Here is a 21050-nt window from a genome sequence, read left to right as displayed (position 1 = left end):
TATAATTTTATTTTCTGTTAAATCTTGAAAAGATTGCTGCGGCAACAAAAACTTTTATAACCATCCACACAGAGAATATTGCAGCACCGGTTTGTACAGCTACCTTAAAGTTGTGAACGTAAAATAAGTTGAGATGAAAAACACCGATAGTTATGATCAACAGTTCACCAAAGAACATTGATGCCACAACTGTGGTATAAGATTTATTTTTTTGAATTAAGTAACCAATCAGAAAAGCAGCTAATGGAAACGCTAAAAGATAACCACCGGTTGGACCTATTAATCTTGCTATACCAAATGTTGCGTCAGGTGTTTGGGCAAAAACCGGAAGACCGATTGCTCCCAATGTTAAATATATTACCTGGCTGTAGAATCCTTTTTTGGCACCGAGAACAGCTCCGGATAATAAAACAATCATTGTTTGTAAAGTAAATGGAACAGGTTTTACAGGTATGGCGATCTGTGCTGCTACTGCGGTAAGTAACGCAAACGACAACACTCCAAAAAGTGAAGATGAGAAAATTCTGCTTACTGTGTTTATAGATTTTAAACTTTTAAGATTTTCACTGATAATCATATTTACCTCAATTAAGATTTTTCTTTATAAAATTGTTAGTCTTTTCAAGTACTCGTTCAAATTTATCGTTCAGTCCTTCAAAAGGATGTTGAACATGAAACGTATGTCCCGTTCCTTCAATAATGCATATGCTAGTGCTGGATTTATCAGCCCAGTCAAATAACTGATAAGCTTCTTTAACCGGAACTGTCACATCCTGATCGCCATGAACTATAAGTAATGGCTTGTGAAAGGAAGCGACTGAATTTTGAATATTCAAAGATCCTGATGAATTCTTTTCAATATCTTCAAGGAGTGAAACATTCAATGACAAAATTTGTTTAGTTCGGGTATTCAGAACGTCAATCTTTCCATCTTTTTTCCACTCGGTTTTCTGACGGTTTGTGTACCTGTCTAACTTACACACTGAAGCCCAGAGAACTAAACAAGAGACTTCATTAAACTTACCGGCAGTAAGAGCAGCAATTGCTCCGCCTCTGCTATGTCCTATCAAAATGATATTAGTTTTTTGGGGAAGTCCTGATTTACCTGAAAGTAAAGATTGAATGATGAATTCAAGTTCCGATACTTCCCTGGAAAAAGTATTCTTAGCGAACAAATCCAGTTCGGTAAATTCAGTTTCATTAGAACCAATTCCATTATGACTGAAATTAAATGTAAGAACAAAAAATCCCTGCTTAGAAAAATATTCAGCAGTATAAGGGAAGAATCCCCAGTCCTTAAATCCCTTAAATCCGTGAACAAGTATTATACAGGGACTACCGCTTTGATTAGAATTACCAAAAGTGGATACACTTATTCTTTCTGTATCGTCTTTCAGTAATACAAAATCTTTGCGCATCGGTTTCAAATATCAGTATTATAGTCAGAAAAGTCAAGAAATTCACTTGAATGCCGGCGTACAGGAACTACATTAAAAGTGTTTTCTTTTGAACAGCTATTATTTATTTTAATACAGAAAAATTCAATCATTCAATTCATAAGGCACCGAATGAAGAATAAATTTCTTCTTGTCATACCATCAATTGATATTCGAGGCGGAAAAACAGTAAGAGTTGTTCAGGGAATACCCGAACTAAATTGCACGGAATATGGCAATGATCCGGTCGAGATGGCAAGAATATGGCGGGCTGAAAACGCTAAGATGCTTCATGTTGTTGATTTTGATGCAGCCATTGATAATTCCAAACAAAATTTTGATGTCGTCGGCGAAATCTGTTCTTCTGTAATTATTCCTGTAGAATTTGCAGGCGGAATAAGAACATTTGATGATGCAAAAATGATAATCGATAAAGGAATTGCCCGGCTCGTAGTGAGCACTATGGCAATTGAAAACAGAAATGAATTTGTTAACCTCTTTGAATTTTACGGACCATCAAAAATAGTTGTAGCGTTAGATGTGATTGATGGTGAACTGGTGACAAGAGGAAGAAAAACAAAGACTGGAATCAACTGCTATAGTTTTGCTACTGAGATGAAATCAATTGGTGTAGAAAGATTTATAGTTACTGATGTTGTTAAGAACGGAATGATGGAAGGTCCCAATTTAGCACTTACAAAAAAGGTCGCAGATATCACAGGCGTTAGAATTACACACTCGGGCGGAATCAGAAATAAAGACGAGCTTTCAGATGTACAAACATTGATTTCATCCGGTGTGGATTCAGTAATAATCGGTCGGGCGCTGTATGAAAACCGGTTTCCCTGTCAAAAACTATGGCGCGTTGCCGAACTTGGAATTTTTAATTAAGGTAAACTATGGAAGAAAAAGGCGAAATAATTCATAGCAGTTTCTGGTCAAACTTTTTTAATAGTCCATCTAAAAAAAATGATTTGCTCGAAGCTTTAAAATCCATACCAGTCTTTTCTGAATTTACAAAAAAAGAATTAGCATCATTAGCAGGTTTTGTTCATGAAAGAACCTACTTGGCTGGTGAATATGTATTTTATCAGGGTGACCCGGGTATTGGTTTGTATATTGTTATTGAAGGTGAGGTTATAATTCAGAGAAATGTTGAAAGCAAACTTATTTCACTTGCCACATTTTCCAAGAATGATTTCTTTGGCGAGCTCGCGCTTATCGACGGCGAAAAACGTTCCGCATCTGCTATTGCAAAAACGGATTTAAGTGTTGCTGTAATATTCAAACCTGATCTAGATGAATTCATTGACACTCATCCTAAAAAAGGAATAAAAATTCTAAAGGGTATCAATCACCTGCTTACAATGCGATTAAGAAAACTAAATGAAGATCATATTGCGCTTCATAGTAAATTGTTAATTAATATGGAGAAGGATCATGGCACTTAATTATAAAAAAATTCTGGTCCCGATCGATTTTTCTGATTACTCAAAAAGTTCATTACGCTATGCTGTAAACTTTGCAAAGCAGTTTAACGCAGGTATCATTCTTGTTTACGTTGTTGAGCCAATAATTTATCCACCTGACTTCAGTATGGGACAAATTGCAATCCCTACAACAGGTCTTGAAATGGATAAAAGGGCTGTGGAGGAACTTGAAAAATTAGCAGAGACAGAAATTCCAAAAGACCTTGTGAAAAAAACATTGGTTAAAACAGGTAAACCTTTTTATGAAATAATAGATACTGCAAAGGAAGAAGACGTTGACCTTATAATTATTTCAACTCATGGTCATACTGGTGTTGAACACATACTATTTGGCAGCACAGCGGAAAAGGTTGTCAGAAAAGCTCCCTGTCCGGTTCTGACACTGCGTGAACCGATTAAAGGTTTTAACTTTAAAGATGAATTGAATAAATCGAGAAGCAAGGAATAAGTTTTAGTTTTTTCTTTCTATTACAAAATCAATGAGAGATTCAAGCGCGTATTTACTTGCTGAGTCAGGAAATATTTTTAAAGCATCTTTAGCTCTTTGTGAATACTGTATTGCCGATTTAAGGGCATAGTCAATCCCGTTGTTCTGCTTTACGAAATTAATTACTTCGGTAACGTTTCCCTTTTTATTTCCGTTCTTCAACAAACGTTTGATACCGTTTGCCGTACCCTTATCCACTTGTTTAAGTGAATAAATCAGGGGCAGAGTAATTTTTTTTTCTTTTATGTCACCGCCAACAGGTTTGCCAATTAAACTGGCAGTACCTTCATAGTCAAGTATATCATCCCGAATCTGGAATGCAATTCCAAGTGATTCACCATAAATTCTCATCGCTTCCTGCAGTTCAGGATTTGTTGTACAACTCATAGCACCTATCTGACAGCACGTTTCTAACAGAGAGGCAGTTTTGTCTGAAATAACTTTAAAATAAGTTTCTTCATCAATATCCAATTTACGTGTCTTTTGTATTTGCAGGAGTTCCCCTTCAGACATTCGCTTAACTGTGTTAGTAATAACACCGAGAAAATCATAATCCTTACCATCAACGGCGATCAGCAATCCTCGTGAGAGCAGATAATCCCCCATCAACACTGCAACTTTATTTTTAAATATCGCATTGATTGACCAGAATCCCCTTCGTTTATCTGCGTTATCAACTACATCATCATGTACAAGAGTAGCAGTATGAAGCAATTCAACCAGTACAGCGCCGCGGTAAGATCTGTCATTAACTTCGCCGGTTGCTTTTGCTGAAAGCATAACGAGTAAGGGACGAATCTTTTTCCCTTTCTGGCGCATAATATAATTTGCTACCAGGTCAACCAGACCAACCTTTGACTTCATCGACTTCTTGAAAAGCTCGTTAAAATTTTCAAGTTCAGTTTTTATCGGCTTACTGATTTCAGTGAGATCTTTTTTTATCAAGTTTTTCGTACAGATAATTTTGAAATGAAAATGCTTATTTCATACAGAACAAGTAGAGGTGCTGCGAGAATTAATTGTGAAACCGGATCCGCGCCCGGTGTTAAGAATGCCGCTAAGATCATTATGATGACAATTGAATGACGTCTGTATTTTTTCATGAATGCCGGTGTAAGTATTCCAAGTTTCGAAAGAAAAAATGAAACCATTGGGAGTTCGAATATCAGTCCTGCTGCAAGCATAACGCTTATAATAATTGAAAGGTATTCATCTATTGCGAACGCATTGCTTATTTCGGAAGATCCAAACTGCGAAGCAAACTTCAAAGTAAGCGGAAGCATAATGTAATATGCAAATACAATCCCTGCCAGAAAGCAGACAGTCGAGTAAAGTACGATGAGAAAAATATATTTTCGTTCTCTTTTCTTTAATGCAGGTGCAATAAATTTCCATACCTGGTAAAAGATATTAGGCAAACTGAGGATTATTCCCGCTACAATTGACACCTGAAAATACATGAAAAGCTGCCCGAAAGGTCTAAGGTTTTGCAGCGTTGCACCGGCATCTTTGGCGGGTTTAAGCAGGATAAATTCAATAAGATAATCGATAAAGATCCAGCAAAAAGCAGTTGCTGCAACCAGTCCGATTAAGGCATAAATAAGTCGCCATCTTAATTCTTCAAGATGATCGAGGAAGGTCATTTCAGCTTCCCGCTCTTCCTCTTCGCCTATAAATTCTTCTGTAAAATCCTGGTCAGACAATTTTAATTCTTCTGATTAAGTTGAGAATAAAGTGGAAAGCCCGAACACAAAACTTTAACATCCGATTTTATTTTACTCAATGCATCCTCATCTTCAAATGCTGAAACGGCAGAATTAATAAGCTCCGCAATTTTTTTCATTTCGCTTTCCTTCATCCCTCGTGATGTTGCAGCAGGCGTTCCGATACGTATACCACTTGTTACAAATGGGCTTCGTTGGTCAAACGGTATCATATTTTTATTAACTGTGATGCCTGCTTTCTCTAATGCAATCTCGGCTTGTTTGCCTGTTACATTTTTATTATTAAGATCAATTAACATCAAATGATTGTCCGTTCCACCTGAAATTACTTTGAATCCAAACCCGACGAGTGAATCAGCTAATGTTCTTGCATTGTTTATTACCTGCTGACCATAGGTTTTAAAACTATCCTGAAGTGCTTCACCAAAAGCAACAGCCTTTGCCATTATAACATGCATTAAAGGTCCACCTTGAATTCCAGGCATTACCATACTGTCAATTAATTCTGACATTAATTTTAACCTGTCACCTTTCGGAGTTTTTATTCCCATCCTGTTTTCCTGATCCTTGCCAATAAGAATAACACCGCCTCTTGGTCCACGGAGAGTCTTATGAGTAGTTGAAGTAACAACATCACAGTAAGGAAGCGGGTTTGATAAAAATCTTTTAGCAATTAATCCCGCCGGATGAGCCATATCACACATCAGATAGGCTCCTATCGAATCAGCTATTTGGCGAAACTTTGCATAATCCCAATCACGCGAATAGGCACTCGCACCGGTGATAATCAACTTTGGTTTTTCTTTTTTCGCAATATCTTCAATCACATTATAGTCAAGCAGATGAGAATCAGGATTTAAAGTATAACCGATTGCTTTGTAAAGTTGTCCTGAAAAATTAACGGGAGACCCATGTGTCAAATGACCACCGTGTGCAAGACTTAATCCTAAAAAACTATCTCCCGGCTTGAGCAAGGTCATCAGGACAGCCATATTCGCCTGTGAACCACTGTGTGGCTGAACATTTACATACTCCGCATTAAATAATTTTTTTAGTCTATCGCGGGCAATATCTTCAGCCATATCTACAAATTCACAACCACCGTAATACCTTTTTCCGGGGTAACCTTCAGCATACTTATTTGTAAGAACGGAACCAGCAGCTTCAAGTACCGCAGGGCTTACAAAATTTTCTGATGCAATTAATTCTAATTTTTCTGTTTGACGTTTGAACTCAGATGTGACAACCTGGTAGATTTCTTTATCTTCTTTTAGAAAGGTGTTCATAAAAATTCAGTAAAATGTTAAAAATGATTTGAAAGTTAAGAATATTGATTTCAAAAAGAAAAGGTTTCATGAGAAGCATGAAACCTTTTCAATAATAATATTCGATTGTCGTCTTATGGAACGGTTACACTTCTGCCGACCCAGGTTGAACACTTTCCATTGATTGGGATCACATCACCTTTCTTAAATCCTCTGAAGAAATAATCTTCCTGAGTTGGAACCGCAACTGACAAAGCATTTATTCTTTCTTGTGCCTGTGTCATTGATGCATCCATATTCTTTGCTTTTCTATATGTCTCAACAGCTAACAGGAAAACCAGTTTAGCATCGAAATCAAATTCGCAGCTTCTCGCAGATTGCTCATATAGATTTCCTTCATAATAAATAGGAAGTGCCCAGCCATTTCCGACATCACTTGCTTTTTGGTACTGAGTTCTGGCAGCAGAAAGCTGTCCTTTATCTTTATAAACTATACCGAGATTCAGGTAATGTTCCTTTTTATCAGGCTCAAGTTGAATAAGTTTTTTGAAAGTAGCTTCGGCTTTATTAAGATCATCCGTTTTCTGATAAGCTGTAGCAAGCTGAGCCCAGTAGTTCACAACTTCCGGCGATTTTCCTACAAGAAATTCAAGAGGAACAATTGCATCAGTCCACATATTACCTTTGATTAAAACTGATGCATACTTCCAGGCCTTTTCAGCATTTTCAGGATCAGCTTCCCATGATTTTTTATAGATATCGGCTATCTTACCTAAATCACCTAGCAGTTCGGCAGCCTTATCATCATATCCCCTGTTCGGAAACATTTCGTTCATTGACATATACAGTTCAGCAGCTTTGAGTTCATAGTCATTTGTTTCTGCGATATTAGCCACATACAGAAGCACTAACCGGTTATAATAATACTCAGCCATCTCAGGATCCAACTGTGCAGCTAGTTCATATTCTTTGATAGCTTCTTCTGCTGGCTTATTCAACCATGTCTCAAAAACATAAGCTTTGTGAGGTTGGAAAAATGGTTTTGATTCGGGGTAATTATTATATGCCATATCATAGAATCCAGGCATTGAATCAGCAAGTGCGGTTTTTTCAACATCGGTCAAATCAGAAGAATCATGCATCCACCATAAACAGTCTTCCATTTTATAATAAATCCATTTAGCAAATTTTTTCTGATCACAAGCCAAAACCTGCCATCCATAAGGCAGTGCACTTTTATAATCTTTGTTTTTGTGATACTCTGAGAATAAGCTGTAAAGCTCAATCATCTTTAATGAATCACATGGTTCAGGTGCTGTTACCAAACCTTTGCTGTAAGCGGTTTGAGTTATCATAAAAGTTATGAATAAACTTAAACCGATTTTTTGTAACGTTTTCAATTTAGTATCCTCAAAGTTGTTTTACTTATTTTCTGGTCTTACAAACCAGAGTTCTCCAAAACTTATGCCTAAATTAAATCTGAATAAATTTTCTTTAAGCAGGTTCGAGTCTGTAGTTCCTCGCATTGCATACTGAAATCCCAGATCTATCGTATTAGCAGAACTCATTGGAAATGAAAGTCCTGCTGAGACCGCATACTGATTAATTGAAGTTGAATTAACAAAGTAAGGAGTCTTCTCATAACTTAAACCGCATCGCCAGATTATTTGTTCCCAAAAGGTTGCGCCAAGCTCTTTCAATGGCTTGTATTCCATACCGGCACTTAATATAAAGGAGTTTTGAAGTTGTTCAGATTTTTTACTGTCGAATTCAAAATTACTCCACGACTGCATAAGATAGTCTACATACACGTGATAATTTTTAGACATCACAAAACTTAATCCAATAGCAGTTTGTAATGGAATTTTCATTTTTACTTTATTTATAGATAAAGTATCATTTTGAAGAGGTGAAGATGAAAACAGACTTGTATCTACATCCATTTCACTAAAAAGTCCCAGTGATAAACCTAATCTGAAATCACTAATCTCTTCGCTTTTTAGAAAGCCTGAGAAGTCCGGTGAAATAATTCCAATAGTTGAACCGTATCCTGATGGATTATATTTCCTGTTGAACTCAGTGTCATAATTACTTGAGTTTAAGAAATCAATTCTTGATCTATAATTTAGATTACCAAAATAATAATCCAGTGATGCACCAAGTACAGCATCAAAAGGCAGCTTATATGATGAACCCAAAAAGATTTTAGTAAGCCCGCCGCTTCCTTCAAATTCAAGATTATAGTCGCCGGTAGTTAAATTGCTGCTGACTGTTTGCTGCGTTTTATATCCAACATTACTGTATGGAATCATCCCCCCGGCAACACTCATTCCATATTCACTGCTCACAGGAAATGCAAAAGTTAAACCGTTAAATTCCATCGAACCATAATAGTTTTTATTGTTGTCATCAGAAACGATTGTACCGAAGTATTTTAAGCTAAGTTCAATCCTTGTCCTACCCATTTTGTACCAGCCTGCAGGATTAATTGATGATATAAATTCACCATCGGTTGACGCTGTTCCAAGCTCACCCATACCGAGACTTCTCGATGAATATGAATGCATTATATCACCAATACCAAATCTTGAATAAGGTGAACTGCTTTGAGCAATTGTCAAAGTTGACATCAGAGTAAAGAAGACTATCGAGCAGCTAAATATTTTTTTTATCATTATTGTTTAATAGTAGTATAAGTGATTTTTAATCTTGGTCGTTTTGAAATATCAGCATCAGTACTTCCACGCAGAACAAATAATTCCAGACCTTCAACTAACCCGGAAGGAATTAGTAAAAGTCCCTGGTTCGATTCACCTGACTGCCACCTTTGCGCATAGGTAGTTATATTTCCACTGAACGATGTATCGTCTGAAAATAAAGCAGCAGATGTAGTGCTATCCAATTCATTGGTCGCACTATCAACTACAAAAAACGCAAGCAGGCTATTTGTAAATTCATCCCCAAGCACCGATGATAGTGTATCTTTTGTCACCTGAAGTTCCGCATAATTTATTACAGCATTTTTAGGAATCGAACTTAAATCAAATGACAGTTCAGACATATAACCAAGTCCCGCCTGTAAAATAATATTAGTGCTTGCAGGGATTGGAGTAGTCTCTTTTAGTATAGATACGTCGGCTATTAACGTTGCATATAGAGTGTCTGTTAATCCATCCAGTCTTTGAAAAACTGTCTCAAGCGTTGCAAAATTTGTAAGTCCTTCTGAGAAAGCTTCAAATCCAACAATCTTTTGGGAAGATTGTGAAGGTAGAATATAAATACCATTGCTTATCGGAAGACTTGTATCGGCGGATTCCTCCAGCCAGCTCATCGCTTCCGAACTGTTCAGTATAAAGGAGTACAGCGTGTCTGAAAATGATCTGTCACTACTCAAATCCGTCATATCATAGTTTAGCAGTTGAAGACTGTCTTCGGTGAAGTTTGCAGTCCACGAACTATTCACTTTATGTACGGTAAAATCTATAGGGAGAGATTCATCATCCTTGCTGTAAACATAACCTTTTGACAATCTAAGTTTTGCCTGAATCACTGAAAGACTATCATTGTTTATTGTTGCAATCAATGAGTCAGGAAGTACATAAAAGAATTTCAGAAGAATTGAAGCTTCAAAATTATTTTTCTTACCAAGGAATAATCTTGAAGAATTACCAAGAGAAATTTTATCACGGTAAAATGAAGAAGATTGCTGTAAAGAATCAGTGAATGAATTTAAGTTACTTACAATTATTCCATCACCTGATAACAAGTCACTACCGATTGAAGACGGAGAATCACTGCATGAAGTAAAAGAAATGACTGAAAGTATGGATAGAAGTACTGCTACAATTTGTCGGTTCACTCAATCTCCGGAAAAATCATTAATTATTATTTTACACGCATCCGAAATATTTTCGGCAACAAAACTGGGAAATTTATTTTGTTTTTGCAATATAGAAAGGCTGTCCAATCCGTACCCTGTTTTTACCAAAATTGTCTTGATTCCAGAATTCCACCCACATTCAATATCACTTACTGCATCACCAACAAAATATGATTTTTGCATATCTACATCATTTTCTTCGGCAGCTTTCATTACTAATTGAGGTGAAGGTTTTCTGCATCTGCATTCGTCTTCAGAATTAAAATCGGGATGGTACGGACAGTAATAAAATGTATCAATCTTCACATTGTCTTTGCTTAGCAGTTCGTTAATCTTTTCATTGACTTTTTTAACATCATCGTGTGTGATTAAACCACGCGCAATTCCTGACTGGTTCGATATAACAATCAACTTTGCATTTGTTTTCTCTTTAAGAAGTGAAAGTGCCTCTCCGGTCCCCGGATATAATACTACCGAAGATGGGTCTCCAAGATAGCCCGGATCTTCATTCAGAGTTCCGTCCCTGTCAAGAAATACTGCTAATCCGGACATTAATTATTATTCAAAGTTGTCTTATACAATTCAAGATATTTCTTGGCTGATGAACTCCAGCTAAAGTCAGACTTCATTCCATTTTTCATAATCTTCTGCCATGACTTTTTATCACCAAATGTTTTTACAGCTCTCTTAATTTCTTTCATAAGAGAAGTAACATCGTAGGCAGAAAATACGAAACCATTTCCATCGCCTGATTTTTCGTTAAACTTAATTACTGTGTCTGCCAAACCGCCAGTATGACGTACAAGAGGTACAGTTCCGTAAACAAGCGAGTACATCTGGTTCAAACCGCACGGTTCGTGCTTGGAAGGCATAAGGAATAAATCCGCGCCGCCTTCAATAAGGTGAGCAAGTTCATCATCAAACCCAAGATAACAAGCGAATTTTTTAGAAAACTTTTGCGCCATCTTTTCAAAAAAAGTATGGTACTTCTTATCACCTGTTCCCAGCAGAACAATCTGAACATCCATTTTCATTAGTTCAGGAAATGCCTTGCTAACCAGGTCAAATCCTTTGATGTCAAACAATCTTGATATTAACCCGATTATAGGAGTATTCTCATCGTAATTAAATCCAAACTTCTCTGCCAGATGTTTTTTATTCTCAATCTTGTTTTCAAGATTTTTTGAAGTGTATTTTTTTACAAGGTGTTTATCTTTTTCTGGATTCCAAACGTGTGTATCAATTCCATTGATTATTCCGTAAAGATCATTTTTTCTTTTTGCAAGTACACCTTTTAATTTTCCACCGAGTTCGTCATCCGTACGGATTTCATTCGCATAAGTTTCGCTTACCGTATTAATCACATCAGCGTAAAGCAACCCGCTTTTCATGAAATTTATTTTTCCATTCAGTTCAATTCCCTTTTCAGAATTGAGTGATTCAGGCAGTCCGGTTTTCTTGAATGATGATTTTGGAAATTCTCCCTGGTATTCAAGATTATGCACTGTGAATACAGTTTTGAAAGATTCAAACTGAGGCTCTTCATTGTACAGATTTTTAAGATATGCAGGAATTAATCCGCACTGCCAGTCATTGCAATGAATGATATCCGGTATCCAGCCAAGTTTTGAAATTAATTCAAAGACAGCCCTGCTCAGAAGTATGAATCTTTCATCATTATCAGGATAATCAGTTCCCTTCATTGGATCAATGTAGAGACTGTTTCTGCTGCCAAAATATTCCTGGTTGTCAAGAAAATAAATTTGCACTCTAACTTTTTGACCCGGCAGGAAACAGGACTTCAAAGAGAATACAACATCTTTGTCACCAATTTTTATCTGAAGGTCTTTTAACCTGACAACTTCATGAATTTTGAATTTACGATCATCAACTGCACCGTATTTTGGAACAACGATGCGAACCTCGTGTCCTAACTCTGCAAGCATTTGAGGTAAAGCTGCTGAGACATCTGCTAAACCACCTGTTTTGACAAAAGGAACGACTTCTGAGGTAACGAAAAGGATTTTAAATTTTTTTGCGGCCATTTTACAACAAATAATTATTGAGTGTGTTAATTTACGAAAAAATTCAGTCTTTTCTAAAAAAAACTTTATATGTTACTTTATCTTTAGTTCTCAGGTTCAATGAGTTCGAATTCTTTCAGTAAAGAGCAAATAGTTTTATATTGCGGATAGAATTACAATTTTTTCTGATGATAAACCGACTAATAATATTTTTACTTTTCTCATACTTGATACTTCCGCTCGCCGGGTGCAGTTCAGCGACTGGATCCAGATATACAGAGAAAAGAGATTCAATGGAATCGGAAAGTAAGGATACTTCAAACGCATTGACTGTGGAAATGAATAAATCTGAACTCTCAGGCTATATTGATGCGACATTTGATATTTCAAAATATAGAGCAGTAATTAAAATTGATTCAGGATTTGTTTCTACTTCAACGCCTGAAGGCAAGCATCAGGATATTTGGTACAGTTATGAACAGGATGAAAAGATTGAAACAGATTCAGTATCGGTCACAAAAACAAGAGGCTATAGAGTTGAAGTGCTAGCTACGGATGACCTGGAGGAAGCAAACCAGATAAAATCTGAGATATATTTTATTACTAACCAGAAACAAGTATATGTTTCGTTTGAACCTCCATTCTATAAAGTAAAAGTAGGAGATTACATAAAAATCTCCGATGCTAATAATCTTCAGTTTAAGCTTAACCAGATGGGATATTCTGAATCAAGAGTAATCAGCGACGAAGTAAACATCTTTCAATAATTATTATGATCACCCTTCTTCAAAATCCTGCCCAGATTGTCACTGTAAATACAAGCGGAAGAAATGTAAAAAGAGGTAAGGAACTGAATGATATTTCTCTATTGACAGATCATTCAATCATTGTAGAGGATGATGTTATCAAGGATTTGATTTCTTCCTCCAATCTGAAATCAACAAAGTTCGATAAAATTATTGATGTGAAAGACAAAGTGATCCTGCCCGGTTTAGTTGATTGTCACACTCACACAGCATTTGCAGGCAGCAGAGCCAATGAATTCCGTATGAAATTAAATGGAGCGACTTACGAAGAGATTTCAAAAGCTGGCGGTGGAATAATTACGACAGTTAATGCAGTCCGTAATTCTTCGTTTGAACAACTTGTAAAAATAGTTTCGCCAAGAATATCGTACTACATTTCCCGCGGAATTACGACTCTGGAAATTAAGAGCGGATATGGATTAGATTTTGAAAATGAAATCAAGCTGCTTCATTTAATAAAATATCTTGATGAAGTTTTTCCAATTGATATTGTTCCAACATTTTTAGGTGCGCATACATTCCCTCTTGAATATAAAAATGATCACTTGGGCTATATAAATTTAATTATAGATCAAATGCTGCCTCACATTTCCAAAAATAAACTCGCAAAATTCTGCGACGGGTTTTGTGAATCAACAGCATTTTCTTCTAATGAAATAAAAATAATTTTTGACGCGGCAAGATCATTTGGGCTGTCATTAAAACTTCACACGGAACAATTCAATACTATCGGAGGATTGAAAACAGCCGTTGATGCCGGCGCAATCAGTGTTGATCATCTTGAAGCAATTAGGGATGAAGATATCCCTTATCTCGCATCGACTGACACAACTGCCGTTCTGCTTCCCGGAGTTTCACTTTTTCTGAAATATCAATACGCGCCGGCACGAAAATTAATTGACAACAATGCAATCGTTGCTTTAGCGACAGATTATAATCCAGGGTCATCGCATATAAATGATTTGTCACTTATTATGAGCCTTGCTGCATTAAATATGAAGATGACTATTGAAGAAACAATTTCAGCCGTAACTATTAATGCTGCCCGTGCCTTGAACCTAAGTGATGATCGCGGGAGTATTGAGATAAATAAAAAAGCTGACCTTTCAATTTTTGATACAGATGAATATTCAGATATTGTTTACAATGTCGGAAAAAATCTTAATATCATGACTATAAAAAACGGACGAATAATTTTTGACTCAACCGGAGGAAATTCATGAAGATAATAGAGTGTGTTCCAAATTTCAGTGAAGGAAGAAACCAGGAAACTTTTAATAAAATTTCGAATGCAATTAATTCTGTAAAAAATGTTAAACTTTTAAATCTTGAGCCGGATGCCGATTATAACCGCGTGGTCGTAACTATGGCAGGCGATGAAACCGGAATTCTTAATGCTGCGGTTGAATCCTGCAAAGCTGCTGCATCAAGTATTGACATGAGAAATCATTCAGGTGAACATCCGCGATTAGGAGCAATTGATGTTGTTCCTTTTGTCCCGGTAAAAAATGTCAGAATGGATGAATGCAAAAAAATATCCGAAGCTTTTGGTGAACAAATCGCAAAAGATTTGAATGTACCTGTATACCTTTATGAATCCTCGGCAAGAAAACCGGAACGTACCAATCTCTCCAATATCCGCAAAGGTGAATACGAAGGACTTGAATTGAAATTAAAAGAAGTTGAATGGAAACCCGATTTTGGTGAATCTGTTTTCAATCCTAAACTTGGAGCGATAGTTACAGGCGCAAGATTCTTTCTTGTTGCTTATAACGTGAATATTAAATCAACCGATATTAGTATTGCTAAAGAAATTGCGGAAACATTGCGTGAATCCGGAACAACAAAAAAGGATGAGCAAGGAAACGTGATTAAAGTGGATGGCAAAACAATAAAAATTCCCGGCAGACTTAAACAGGTTAAAGGTATGGGTGTATCGCTCGATAAATATAATATAACACAGGTATCAATGAACTTGACGAACTACAACATCACTGCAATCCATACAGCTTTTGAAGAAGTTAAAAAAGAGGCTAAAAGGCTTGGTGCAGAAGTTGACGGCAGTGAAATTGTCGGTCTTGTTCCTCTGGAAGCAATAATTCAAGCCGGAAAATTTTATTGCGGTGAGAAAGAAAACAACGAAAATATTCTTGTTGACACTGCTATTGAAAAACTTGGACTCAGTTCTCTTAACTCTTTCGATAAAAACAAAAAAATAATTGACTATTTAATTCAGGAATGAAAACAAAAAAGGTGAAGAATGGATTTGAATAAATCTTTACAAAACTATCTTGATGAAGTTGCATCCGACTCCCCCACTCCTGGCGGTGGAAATGTTGCTGCCTTCAGTGGTGCGCTTGCATGCAGTCTGGGAATCATGGTTTGCAATCTTTCAATCGGGAAAAAGAAATACATTGAAGTTGAAGAAGAACTGAAGGATGTAAAATTTCAGCTTGAAAACTTCAAAGAAAAATTTCTTCAATTGGCTGAAGAGGATAATGCAGCTTTCAATAAAGTGATGGCAGCATTCAAAATGCCTAAAGAAACAGATGCACAAAAATCAGAACGTGATGCAAAAATTGAAGAAGCTACAATGGGTGCCGCAAATGTGCCCGCTGAAGTTATTAAGGTTTGCAAAAATGTTATTCCGTCAGTCCAGGTTGTTGCGCAAAAGGGAAATCAGAATTCACTTTCAGATGCGGGAGTGGCGGTATCGCTGCTAAAAAGCGCTGCGCAGGGTGCAATGCTTAATGTAGTTATTAATTGTTCAGCATTAAAAGATCAGTCAGCAGCTTCTGATCTGCAAAATAAAACTGATTTGATTTACAATGATATCAGGGCTGAATCAGTTGTAATACTAAATGAGATTAATTACAAACTAAAAAAGAAATAAAGAATGGAAAGCAGTGATAACCTCACTGCTTTTTTGTTGAGTTGAAAATAATATCCAGCAGTGACCAGCGTGGTCGTAATGTCAAGGTATCCGGATAGAAATAAAAATTATCTGATGGTATGAATGGATAGGGCTGTCCATAATTAAAATTAGTTGAATCACTTAAACTGTGAGCCCATAATAAATATTTTCCCGCCTCAACTCTTTCAAAATTAAATTTATTCCCGTCAGATAACTGCTGCTTATAAGTAAATTTTTTATCACCAAGATTTTCAAGGATCAGGAGCATTTGATCGCTTTCACTTTCTTTAATCACCGTGCCTGAAGCACCAGTAAATTCCAACCCGCTTATTGTTTTAAATTTAAATACATAAGTAGTGTCGAATTTGTTGCCGGCAATGTCAACAACTTTGCTCAAATCAATTTTTATCTGATAGTCTTTCTGAACTTCAAGATCATTTAAAGGTATCAACATCAATGATGCATCATCCGGGAATTTTATCCGGTAATCCACTTTTCGTCCGAGTGTATCACTAAAATTAATTCCCTGTTTTACCTGGTTTGAATCAAAAGCGTCTGAAAAGAAAAATGAAAAATCAGAACCGGCATAATCTACTGATGCTGAACTATTCACAGGATTTGTCTTTACGATTCCCGGTTTTGAAGTATCCGGTTTATCATTTACTGTAACTTGAATTACATCATTCTTAAAATAATTTCCCGAAATATCTTTTAACATTGCGGCATTAACAAAACATTCATTCTCAACCGGAATACTATCACCTAAAACCAGCACTAATTCAGTCAATTTTTTAGTTTGTCTGTAAATAAATTTTGGTTTAATAATTTTATCAGCGGACGAATCTAAAATTGTAAAGTTATTCAAAAGGATTGTTGATGAATCAAATTCCTCACTGACAGATAAAAGTATATGATGCTTATCAGTCATAGCAGCGGTCAATAATCTCGGGGGCGTTGTATCCTTAACAGTCAGGAAAAAATTAAGTCCGGTGAAAAGTGAATCATCTTCATTTAAAACAACATCCCGTGACGGCACCCCAATTTTATCCTGCTCAATATTATAAATCAGATCGCGAAATTCATCTTTGACTGCAAACACACGATAGGTTCCTGCACTTAATCCTAATAGTCTGTAACTTCCATCATTGCCGCATTGTGAAAGATAATCCGGTTTAAGCACAGTTGGATCAATAATGGCAGTATCAAGTTTATATGCAAACATCATTACTCCATCAGGCTTCTCATCATAAACGCGACCTGTAATCATTCGTCTGTCAATCTTATCACCCGTTGAAAAAGTAAAACTAAAAGATTGAGCCATCCTGTTCCTGTTGTTATGATCAACAACATCAGTTCCTATTGTGACTACGTAAGTTGTATTCTTTCTAAGCTCAGAGGGAAATGTGATCTCAACACTCTTTCCGGTCCAGCTAAGTTCTAATTCTCCATCAATTGCAGGAGAAATAAATATTGCTTCCTTAACCGTTCTTTTATCAACATACTCGGAAAATTCAAGCTCAAAATAATTTTCAGAATAATTAGTTGTACCATCTTCCGGATATAGTTGAATTATTTCAGGTGGAATCTTATCTACTTCACCGCCGCCGGGTGGCAACTGATTCGCACAGGATGAAAAAATTATTCCCGTCAATAGTAAGAAGATATTTTTAGTAATCACTTTTGATTTTTTAACCATGTCCTGTAGGCGTTTACATTCTTTAAATGTTCTGAAAATGATTTTGCAAATTTATGACCTCCGGTACCATCAGCTACAAAGTAAAGATAATTATGTTCTGCCGGATAAACAGCAGCCAGCAATGCCTCTTTTCCGGGATTGTTAATCGGTCCCGGCGGCAGCCCTCCATACATGTAAGTATTGTACGGAGAATTAATTCTCAGATCTTTGTACAAAAGTCTTTTCCATCCGTTTGGCTGAAGATATTGAACGGTTGGATCTGCCTGAAGTTTCATTCCTATCCTGAGCCGATTTGAATAAACACCAGCGATCAATGGCATCTCCTCTATCTTATTCGTCTCGCCTTCAACGATAGATGCTAAGGTGATAATTTCGTGTTTTGTTCTGCCCTGTTTTTGAATCTGCTGATTTACCGAATCATTAAAAAAAAGATTCATATTTAGTAACAGTGTATCGAGGATCTCGTCTGCAGAACTATTTTCAAAAAGTAAATACCTTCCCGGCATCAGGTAGCCGTCAAGTGAATTCGTTTTATATCCCATCGAGTCTATCAAACTTCTGTCATTCACCAAAGAAAGAAAAGCGGCTGAATCAACTTTCACTTCACGCATTAAAGTTCCGGCGATCCACTTTGCTGAAACCCCATTAAAGATTTTTACAGTTTTTATAAAATCTGCATCACCCTTTGTGAAAAGATCAATCAGATCCAGATAGCTGAGATCGTTCGGGATTGAATACCTCCCTGATCTTATCTTTGTCTCGGCACCATAAATAAATGCCGCCATTCTGAAATTAAACCTGCTTGGAATAATTTCTTCCTTATACAATCTTTCAGAAACTGATGTGAATGACTCTCCTATTGATATCTCAAATCTGTACGGCGCCTGTTTGTCAAATGAATTTTTTGTGAATAGTATATAATAAAAGATCATCAACAGAACGATAAAAACTGAAGCAATGATTATCAGTTCTTTTCTTCCAAGGATTTTGCTCCAGGAAATTTTTGATATTGGTTGTTGTTCTTTCAATTCTCTTTTATGATTTATTATTTTTTGCTGGAATGCCCGTGATTCATCAATCAGGCGTTCATAAATTCGGGCAACTGTTTCATTGTCAAGCGGACCTTCATTTGCTTCAGTAATATTCAGTAGTATTTTTTTTTCACGATCAGGTGAGTATGCCGGCAAACTTTTTCGCTTTTTAATCCTGCCTATCAGCATTGAATAGTAAAATCTTTTGCCGATCAGTTTAACTATTTTTCTATCAAGTTTATCAGTCTCGTTTCTGAGTTTTTCCAGTTGTTGAATTTCTTCTTCATTCAAATTTTCAGATTCATTCTTTTTATCGATTTGATTCATAAATAAAATCAACCTGTAAAAACAGAAAACGCATTTACTGGTAACGATGGATAAGGGCTTACATTCAGGTTAAATCTTTGTCCATTTTCAAAAACCTTTTGCGCCCTGTAAGCGATCATCGCTGCATTATCGCCGCAATAAATTAAATCCGGAATAACAAGTTTTTTAGAATAAGACTCTGCCAACCCAGCAAACTTTTTTCTTAATAACTGATTTGCGGCAACTCCGCCAACAACTGAAAGTGTATTCACGTTAAACTTTTTTAACGCTCTTTGCGTTTTAGCAATTAAGGCTCCAACTGCAGCTTCCTGGAAAGAGTATGAAATCATTGCAAGTTCTTGTTCAGGTATAATTTCATCTTTCTTATAATGTTTTTCAATGTACCTGAGTACGGAAGTTTTTAAACCACTGAATGAAAAATCGAATTCATTTTTTAATTCGGCAATTGGATAATTTATCTCATCGTTCACACCATTTTTAGCGGCGGATTGAATTTTTGGGCCGCCGGGATAACCGAATCCTAACATCTTCGAAACTTTATCGAATGCTTCACCAACAGCGTCATCAACGGTGCTGCCAAGTTTATAGATTTTTGTGTGTGATTCAACAAGTAAAAGAAGTGTGTGACCGCCGGAAACAACCAGTGTTAATATTGGAAACTCGGGTTTGCTTTCCATTAAGAATCCGGAATAGATATGTCCTTCGATATGGTTTACCGGTACAAATTCTTTTCTGAGCGAAAAGGCAAGACCTTTAGCGAATGTTAATCCAACTAATAAAGCACCGACAAGTCCGGGTCCCGCTGTTGCTGAAAAGAGATCGACATCATTTAATTTTATTTCCGATTTCTGCAATGCCTGTTTAACTAAAGGAATAATCATCTGGAGATGAGCCCTGCTTGACAGTTCGGGAACCACGCCTCCGTACAATGAATGAAAATCCTGAGATGAAATTAAATTCGCCTTAAGCTGATCATCCTTAATAATTGCAACTGAAGTTTCATCGCAGGAACTTTCTATTCCAAGTACAATCATCTTCTAAATGAAAAAATATTTTTGAATATATATCCGGCAATCTGCGGATTTTCTTTTAGTCTTCTAACGGAATATGCATACCACTTTTCACCGAAAGGAACATAGATTCTTATCTTGTAGCCGTCTGCATTTATTTTATCGCGTAAATCTTCTTTAACACCAAGAAGCATTTGAAATTCAAATTTATCTTTTGGGATATTTAATTCTTTTATCAATCTGTAAGCGCCTTGAATCAGGTAATCATCGTGAGTTGCAATGCCGACATAGTTTCCGTCTCTGAACATTTGTTCAAGAACTTTCAGATAATTATCCCGGACCTTTTGTCTGTCTTTAAATGCAATTGATTCGGGCTCAATATAAATTCCTTTACACAGACGATAATTAGTTTTGATCTTATTCAGGTCCACAACATCATCATAAGTCCGCTTTAAATATGACTGTACAACCACCCCAACATTATCATACTTTTCACGTAACTTTTTAAATACACGAAAGGTAGCGTCAGTATACGGTGAATCTTCCATATCGATGCGCACAAAGTTATTAATCTGTTTTGCTTTCTCAACTAATTCTTCAATCTGTTCATATGCAAACTGTTCATCTATACTTAATCCCATTTGTGTTGGTTTAATGGACAGATTTGCCATCAGATTATTTTTAACAATAGCATCAAGTACTTCTAATGCTTCTTTTTTAGATTGGATTGCTTCATCTTTATTTTTAATTGATTCGCCAAGTACATCGAGGGTTGCATATATATTTTTTTTATTGAAGGATACTACAGTCTCAACAGCTTTTTCAAGTGTGACACCGGCAATATATTTTTTAGAAAAGAACCCCACTACAGATTTGGGCAGCAACTGAACAACAGAAACGATAAGATTGTTAATGAACGTCACAAAAACTCCTGTAAATGTCGTTCCAAATTTATGTGAA

At 36.4% G+C, this 21050-nt stretch carries 21 protein-coding genes; 7 read left to right on the top strand and 14 right to left on the bottom strand.

Annotated elements, in window-relative coordinates:
* Positions 1 to 7 precede the first annotated feature (7 nt).
* Both IPM56_07820 and IPM56_07815 read right to left on the bottom strand, forming a co-directional pair.
* The gene (locus IPM56_07820) at positions 8 to 577 is read right to left on the bottom strand and encodes a biotin transporter BioY (GenBank protein QQS37839.1); all 570 of its coding nucleotides are present in this window, start codon (positions 575 to 577) and stop codon (positions 8 to 10) included.
* Positions 578 to 584: 7 nt separating this feature from the next.
* Positions 585 to 1418, bottom strand: coding sequence for an alpha/beta fold hydrolase (locus IPM56_07815; protein ID QQS37838.1), 834 nt, complete (start codon positions 1416 to 1418; stop codon positions 585 to 587).
* Positions 1419 to 1568: 150 nt separating this feature from the next.
* On the opposite strand from IPM56_07815, the gene IPM56_07810 reads away from it, so the two are divergent.
* Genes IPM56_07810 through IPM56_07800 form a run of 3 tightly spaced genes read left to right on the top strand, consistent with a single transcriptional unit; the run spans position 1569 to position 3374 of the window.
* A complete protein-coding gene (locus IPM56_07810; protein QQS37837.1) occupies positions 1569 to 2327 on the top strand; it encodes a 1-(5-phosphoribosyl)-5-[(5-phosphoribosylamino)methylideneamino] imidazole-4-carboxamide isomerase in 759 nt (252 codons plus the stop codon).
* Between the two features lie 8 nt (positions 2328 to 2335).
* Complete coding sequence (locus IPM56_07805; protein ID QQS37836.1) at positions 2336 to 2887, top strand: cyclic nucleotide-binding domain-containing protein; 552 nt, start codon at positions 2336 to 2338, stop codon at positions 2885 to 2887.
* Positions 2877 to 3374, top strand: a complete 498-nt coding sequence (locus IPM56_07800; protein QQS37835.1) for a universal stress protein — start codon at positions 2877 to 2879, stop codon at positions 3372 to 3374. The genes IPM56_07805 and IPM56_07800 overlap by 11 nt, the downstream gene beginning before the upstream one ends.
* A gap of 3 nt (positions 3375 to 3377) precedes the next feature.
* Here IPM56_07800 and IPM56_07795 read toward each other — a convergent pair whose 3' ends face one another.
* The 8 genes from IPM56_07795 to glgA all read right to left on the bottom strand — a co-directional run bounded on the left by IPM56_07795 (position 3378) and on the right by glgA (position 12327).
* Positions 3378 to 4277, bottom strand: coding sequence for a polyprenyl synthetase family protein (locus IPM56_07795; GenBank protein ID QQS37834.1), 900 nt, complete (start codon positions 4275 to 4277; stop codon positions 3378 to 3380).
* A 77-nt stretch (positions 4278 to 4354) separates the two neighbouring features.
* Positions 4355 to 5056 (bottom strand): twin-arginine translocase subunit TatC, encoded by a 702-nt coding sequence (gene tatC, locus IPM56_07790; protein ID QQS38254.1) that lies wholly within the window; start codon positions 5054 to 5056, stop codon positions 4355 to 4357.
* A 62-nt stretch (positions 5057 to 5118) separates the two neighbouring features.
* Positions 5119 to 6423, bottom strand: a complete 1305-nt coding sequence (locus IPM56_07785; GenBank protein ID QQS37833.1) for a serine hydroxymethyltransferase — start codon at positions 6421 to 6423, stop codon at positions 5119 to 5121.
* Positions 6424 to 6536: 113 nt separating this feature from the next.
* The gene (locus IPM56_07780) at positions 6537 to 7757 is read right to left on the bottom strand and encodes a hypothetical protein (GenBank protein ID QQS38253.1); all 1221 of its coding nucleotides are present in this window, start codon (positions 7755 to 7757) and stop codon (positions 6537 to 6539) included.
* 66 nt (positions 7758 to 7823) lie between these two features.
* Positions 7824 to 9077, bottom strand: coding sequence for a hypothetical protein (locus IPM56_07775; protein QQS37832.1), 1254 nt, complete (start codon positions 9075 to 9077; stop codon positions 7824 to 7826).
* Complete coding sequence (locus tag IPM56_07770) at positions 9077 to 10261, bottom strand: hypothetical protein (GenBank protein ID QQS37831.1); 1185 nt, start codon at positions 10259 to 10261, stop codon at positions 9077 to 9079. The genes IPM56_07775 and IPM56_07770 overlap by 1 nt, the downstream gene beginning before the upstream one ends.
* The gene (locus IPM56_07765; GenBank protein QQS37830.1) at positions 10262 to 10834 is read right to left on the bottom strand and encodes an HAD family hydrolase; all 573 of its coding nucleotides are present in this window, start codon (positions 10832 to 10834) and stop codon (positions 10262 to 10264) included.
* Entirely contained in the window at positions 10834 to 12327 is a 1494-nt protein-coding gene (gene glgA / locus IPM56_07760) for a glycogen synthase GlgA (GenBank protein QQS37829.1), read from the bottom strand. The genes IPM56_07765 and glgA overlap by 1 nt, the downstream gene beginning before the upstream one ends.
* Positions 12328 to 12599: 272 nt before the next feature.
* Here glgA and IPM56_07755 point away from each other — a divergent pair, with 272 nt between their 5' ends.
* The 4 genes from IPM56_07755 to IPM56_07740 are packed head-to-tail and all read left to right on the top strand — an operon-like array spanning position 12600 to position 16005.
* The gene (locus IPM56_07755; protein QQS37828.1) at positions 12600 to 13073 is read left to right on the top strand and encodes an SPOR domain-containing protein; all 474 of its coding nucleotides are present in this window, start codon (positions 12600 to 12602) and stop codon (positions 13071 to 13073) included.
* A gap of 5 nt (positions 13074 to 13078) precedes the next feature.
* Positions 13079 to 14335, top strand: a complete 1257-nt coding sequence (locus tag IPM56_07750) for an imidazolonepropionase (GenBank protein QQS37827.1) — start codon at positions 13079 to 13081, stop codon at positions 14333 to 14335.
* Positions 14332 to 15354 carry a glutamate formimidoyltransferase gene (gene ftcD / locus IPM56_07745; protein QQS37826.1) on the top strand — a complete coding sequence of 341 codons (1023 nt, stop codon included), beginning with the start codon at positions 14332 to 14334 and terminating at the stop codon, positions 15352 to 15354. The genes IPM56_07750 and ftcD overlap by 4 nt, the downstream gene beginning before the upstream one ends.
* An 18-nt stretch (positions 15355 to 15372) precedes the next feature.
* On the top strand, positions 15373 to 16005 hold the full coding sequence (locus IPM56_07740) for a cyclodeaminase/cyclohydrolase family protein (protein QQS37825.1): 633 nt from the start codon (positions 15373 to 15375) through the stop codon (positions 16003 to 16005).
* Positions 16006 to 16027: 22 nt separating this feature from the next.
* On the opposite strand, the gene IPM56_07735 is transcribed toward IPM56_07740, so the two are convergent.
* From IPM56_07735 to IPM56_07720, 4 genes are read right to left on the bottom strand one after another with little or no spacing between them, the layout of a single operon-like run.
* Positions 16028 to 17722, bottom strand: a complete 1695-nt coding sequence (locus tag IPM56_07735) for an Ig-like domain-containing protein (protein QQS37824.1) — start codon at positions 17720 to 17722, stop codon at positions 16028 to 16030.
* On the bottom strand, positions 17701 to 19080 hold the full coding sequence (gene mltG / locus IPM56_07730) for an endolytic transglycosylase MltG (GenBank protein ID QQS37823.1): 1380 nt from the start codon (positions 19078 to 19080) through the stop codon (positions 17701 to 17703). The genes IPM56_07735 and mltG overlap by 22 nt, the downstream gene beginning before the upstream one ends.
* 8 nt (positions 19081 to 19088) lie before the next feature.
* The gene (tsaD, locus tag IPM56_07725) at positions 19089 to 20114 is read right to left on the bottom strand and encodes a tRNA (adenosine(37)-N6)-threonylcarbamoyltransferase complex transferase subunit TsaD (protein QQS37822.1); all 1026 of its coding nucleotides are present in this window, start codon (positions 20112 to 20114) and stop codon (positions 19089 to 19091) included.
* Positions 20111 to 21013: a proline dehydrogenase family protein gene (locus IPM56_07720; GenBank protein ID QQS37821.1), complete on the bottom strand. Its 903-nt coding sequence runs from the start codon at positions 21011 to 21013 to the stop codon at positions 20111 to 20113. The genes tsaD and IPM56_07720 overlap by 4 nt, the downstream gene beginning before the upstream one ends.
* Between the last annotated feature and the right edge of the window lie 37 nt (positions 21014 to 21050).

Source organism: Ignavibacteriales bacterium (genome assembly GCA_016700155.1).
Lineage (GTDB): Bacteria > Bacteroidota > Ignavibacteria > Ignavibacteriales > Ignavibacteriaceae.
This window is presented reverse-complemented; position numbering and strand designations above follow the sequence as displayed.

What these genes read in the sequence shown, in the direction of transcription:
- IPM56_07820 (QQS37839.1), bottom strand. Translation starts at nt 577, where the DNA reads ATGATTATCAGTGAAAATCTTAAAAGTTTAAAATCTATAAACACAGTA.
- IPM56_07815 (QQS37838.1), bottom strand. Translation starts at nt 1,418, where the DNA reads ATGCGCAAAGATTTTGTATTACTGAAAGACGATACAGAAAGAATAAGT.
- IPM56_07810 (QQS37837.1), top strand. Translation starts at nt 1,569, where the DNA reads ATGAAGAATAAATTTCTTCTTGTCATACCATCAATTGATATTCGAGGC.
- IPM56_07805 (QQS37836.1), top strand. Translation starts at nt 2,336, where the DNA reads ATGGAAGAAAAAGGCGAAATAATTCATAGCAGTTTCTGGTCAAACTTT.
- IPM56_07800 (QQS37835.1), top strand. Translation starts at nt 2,877, where the DNA reads ATGGCACTTAATTATAAAAAAATTCTGGTCCCGATCGATTTTTCTGAT.
- IPM56_07795 (QQS37834.1), bottom strand. Translation starts at nt 4,277, where the DNA reads ATGAAGTCAAAGGTTGGTCTGGTTGACCTGGTAGCAAATTATATTATG.
- tatC (QQS38254.1), bottom strand. Translation starts at nt 5,056, where the DNA reads ATGACCTTCCTCGATCATCTTGAAGAATTAAGATGGCGACTTATTTAT.
- IPM56_07785 (QQS37833.1), bottom strand. Translation starts at nt 6,423, where the DNA reads ATGAACACCTTTCTAAAAGAAGATAAAGAAATCTACCAGGTTGTCACA.
- IPM56_07780 (QQS38253.1), bottom strand. Translation starts at nt 7,757, where the DNA reads ATGATAACTCAAACCGCTTACAGCAAAGGTTTGGTAACAGCACCTGAA.
- IPM56_07775 (QQS37832.1), bottom strand. Translation starts at nt 9,077, where the DNA reads ATGATAAAAAAAATATTTAGCTGCTCGATAGTCTTCTTTACTCTGATG.
- IPM56_07765 (QQS37830.1), bottom strand. Translation starts at nt 10,834, where the DNA reads ATGTCCGGATTAGCAGTATTTCTTGACAGGGACGGAACTCTGAATGAA.
- glgA (QQS37829.1), bottom strand. Translation starts at nt 12,327, where the DNA reads ATGGCCGCAAAAAAATTTAAAATCCTTTTCGTTACCTCAGAAGTCGTT.
- IPM56_07755 (QQS37828.1), top strand. Translation starts at nt 12,600, where the DNA reads ATGGAATCGGAAAGTAAGGATACTTCAAACGCATTGACTGTGGAAATG.
- IPM56_07750 (QQS37827.1), top strand. Translation starts at nt 13,079, where the DNA reads ATGATCACCCTTCTTCAAAATCCTGCCCAGATTGTCACTGTAAATACA.
- ftcD (QQS37826.1), top strand. Translation starts at nt 14,332, where the DNA reads ATGAAGATAATAGAGTGTGTTCCAAATTTCAGTGAAGGAAGAAACCAG.
- IPM56_07740 (QQS37825.1), top strand. Translation starts at nt 15,373, where the DNA reads ATGGATTTGAATAAATCTTTACAAAACTATCTTGATGAAGTTGCATCC.
- IPM56_07735 (QQS37824.1), bottom strand. Translation starts at nt 17,722, where the DNA reads ATGGTTAAAAAATCAAAAGTGATTACTAAAAATATCTTCTTACTATTG.
- mltG (QQS37823.1), bottom strand. Translation starts at nt 19,080, where the DNA reads ATGAATCAAATCGATAAAAAGAATGAATCTGAAAATTTGAATGAAGAA.
- tsaD (QQS37822.1), bottom strand. Translation starts at nt 20,114, where the DNA reads ATGATTGTACTTGGAATAGAAAGTTCCTGCGATGAAACTTCAGTTGCA.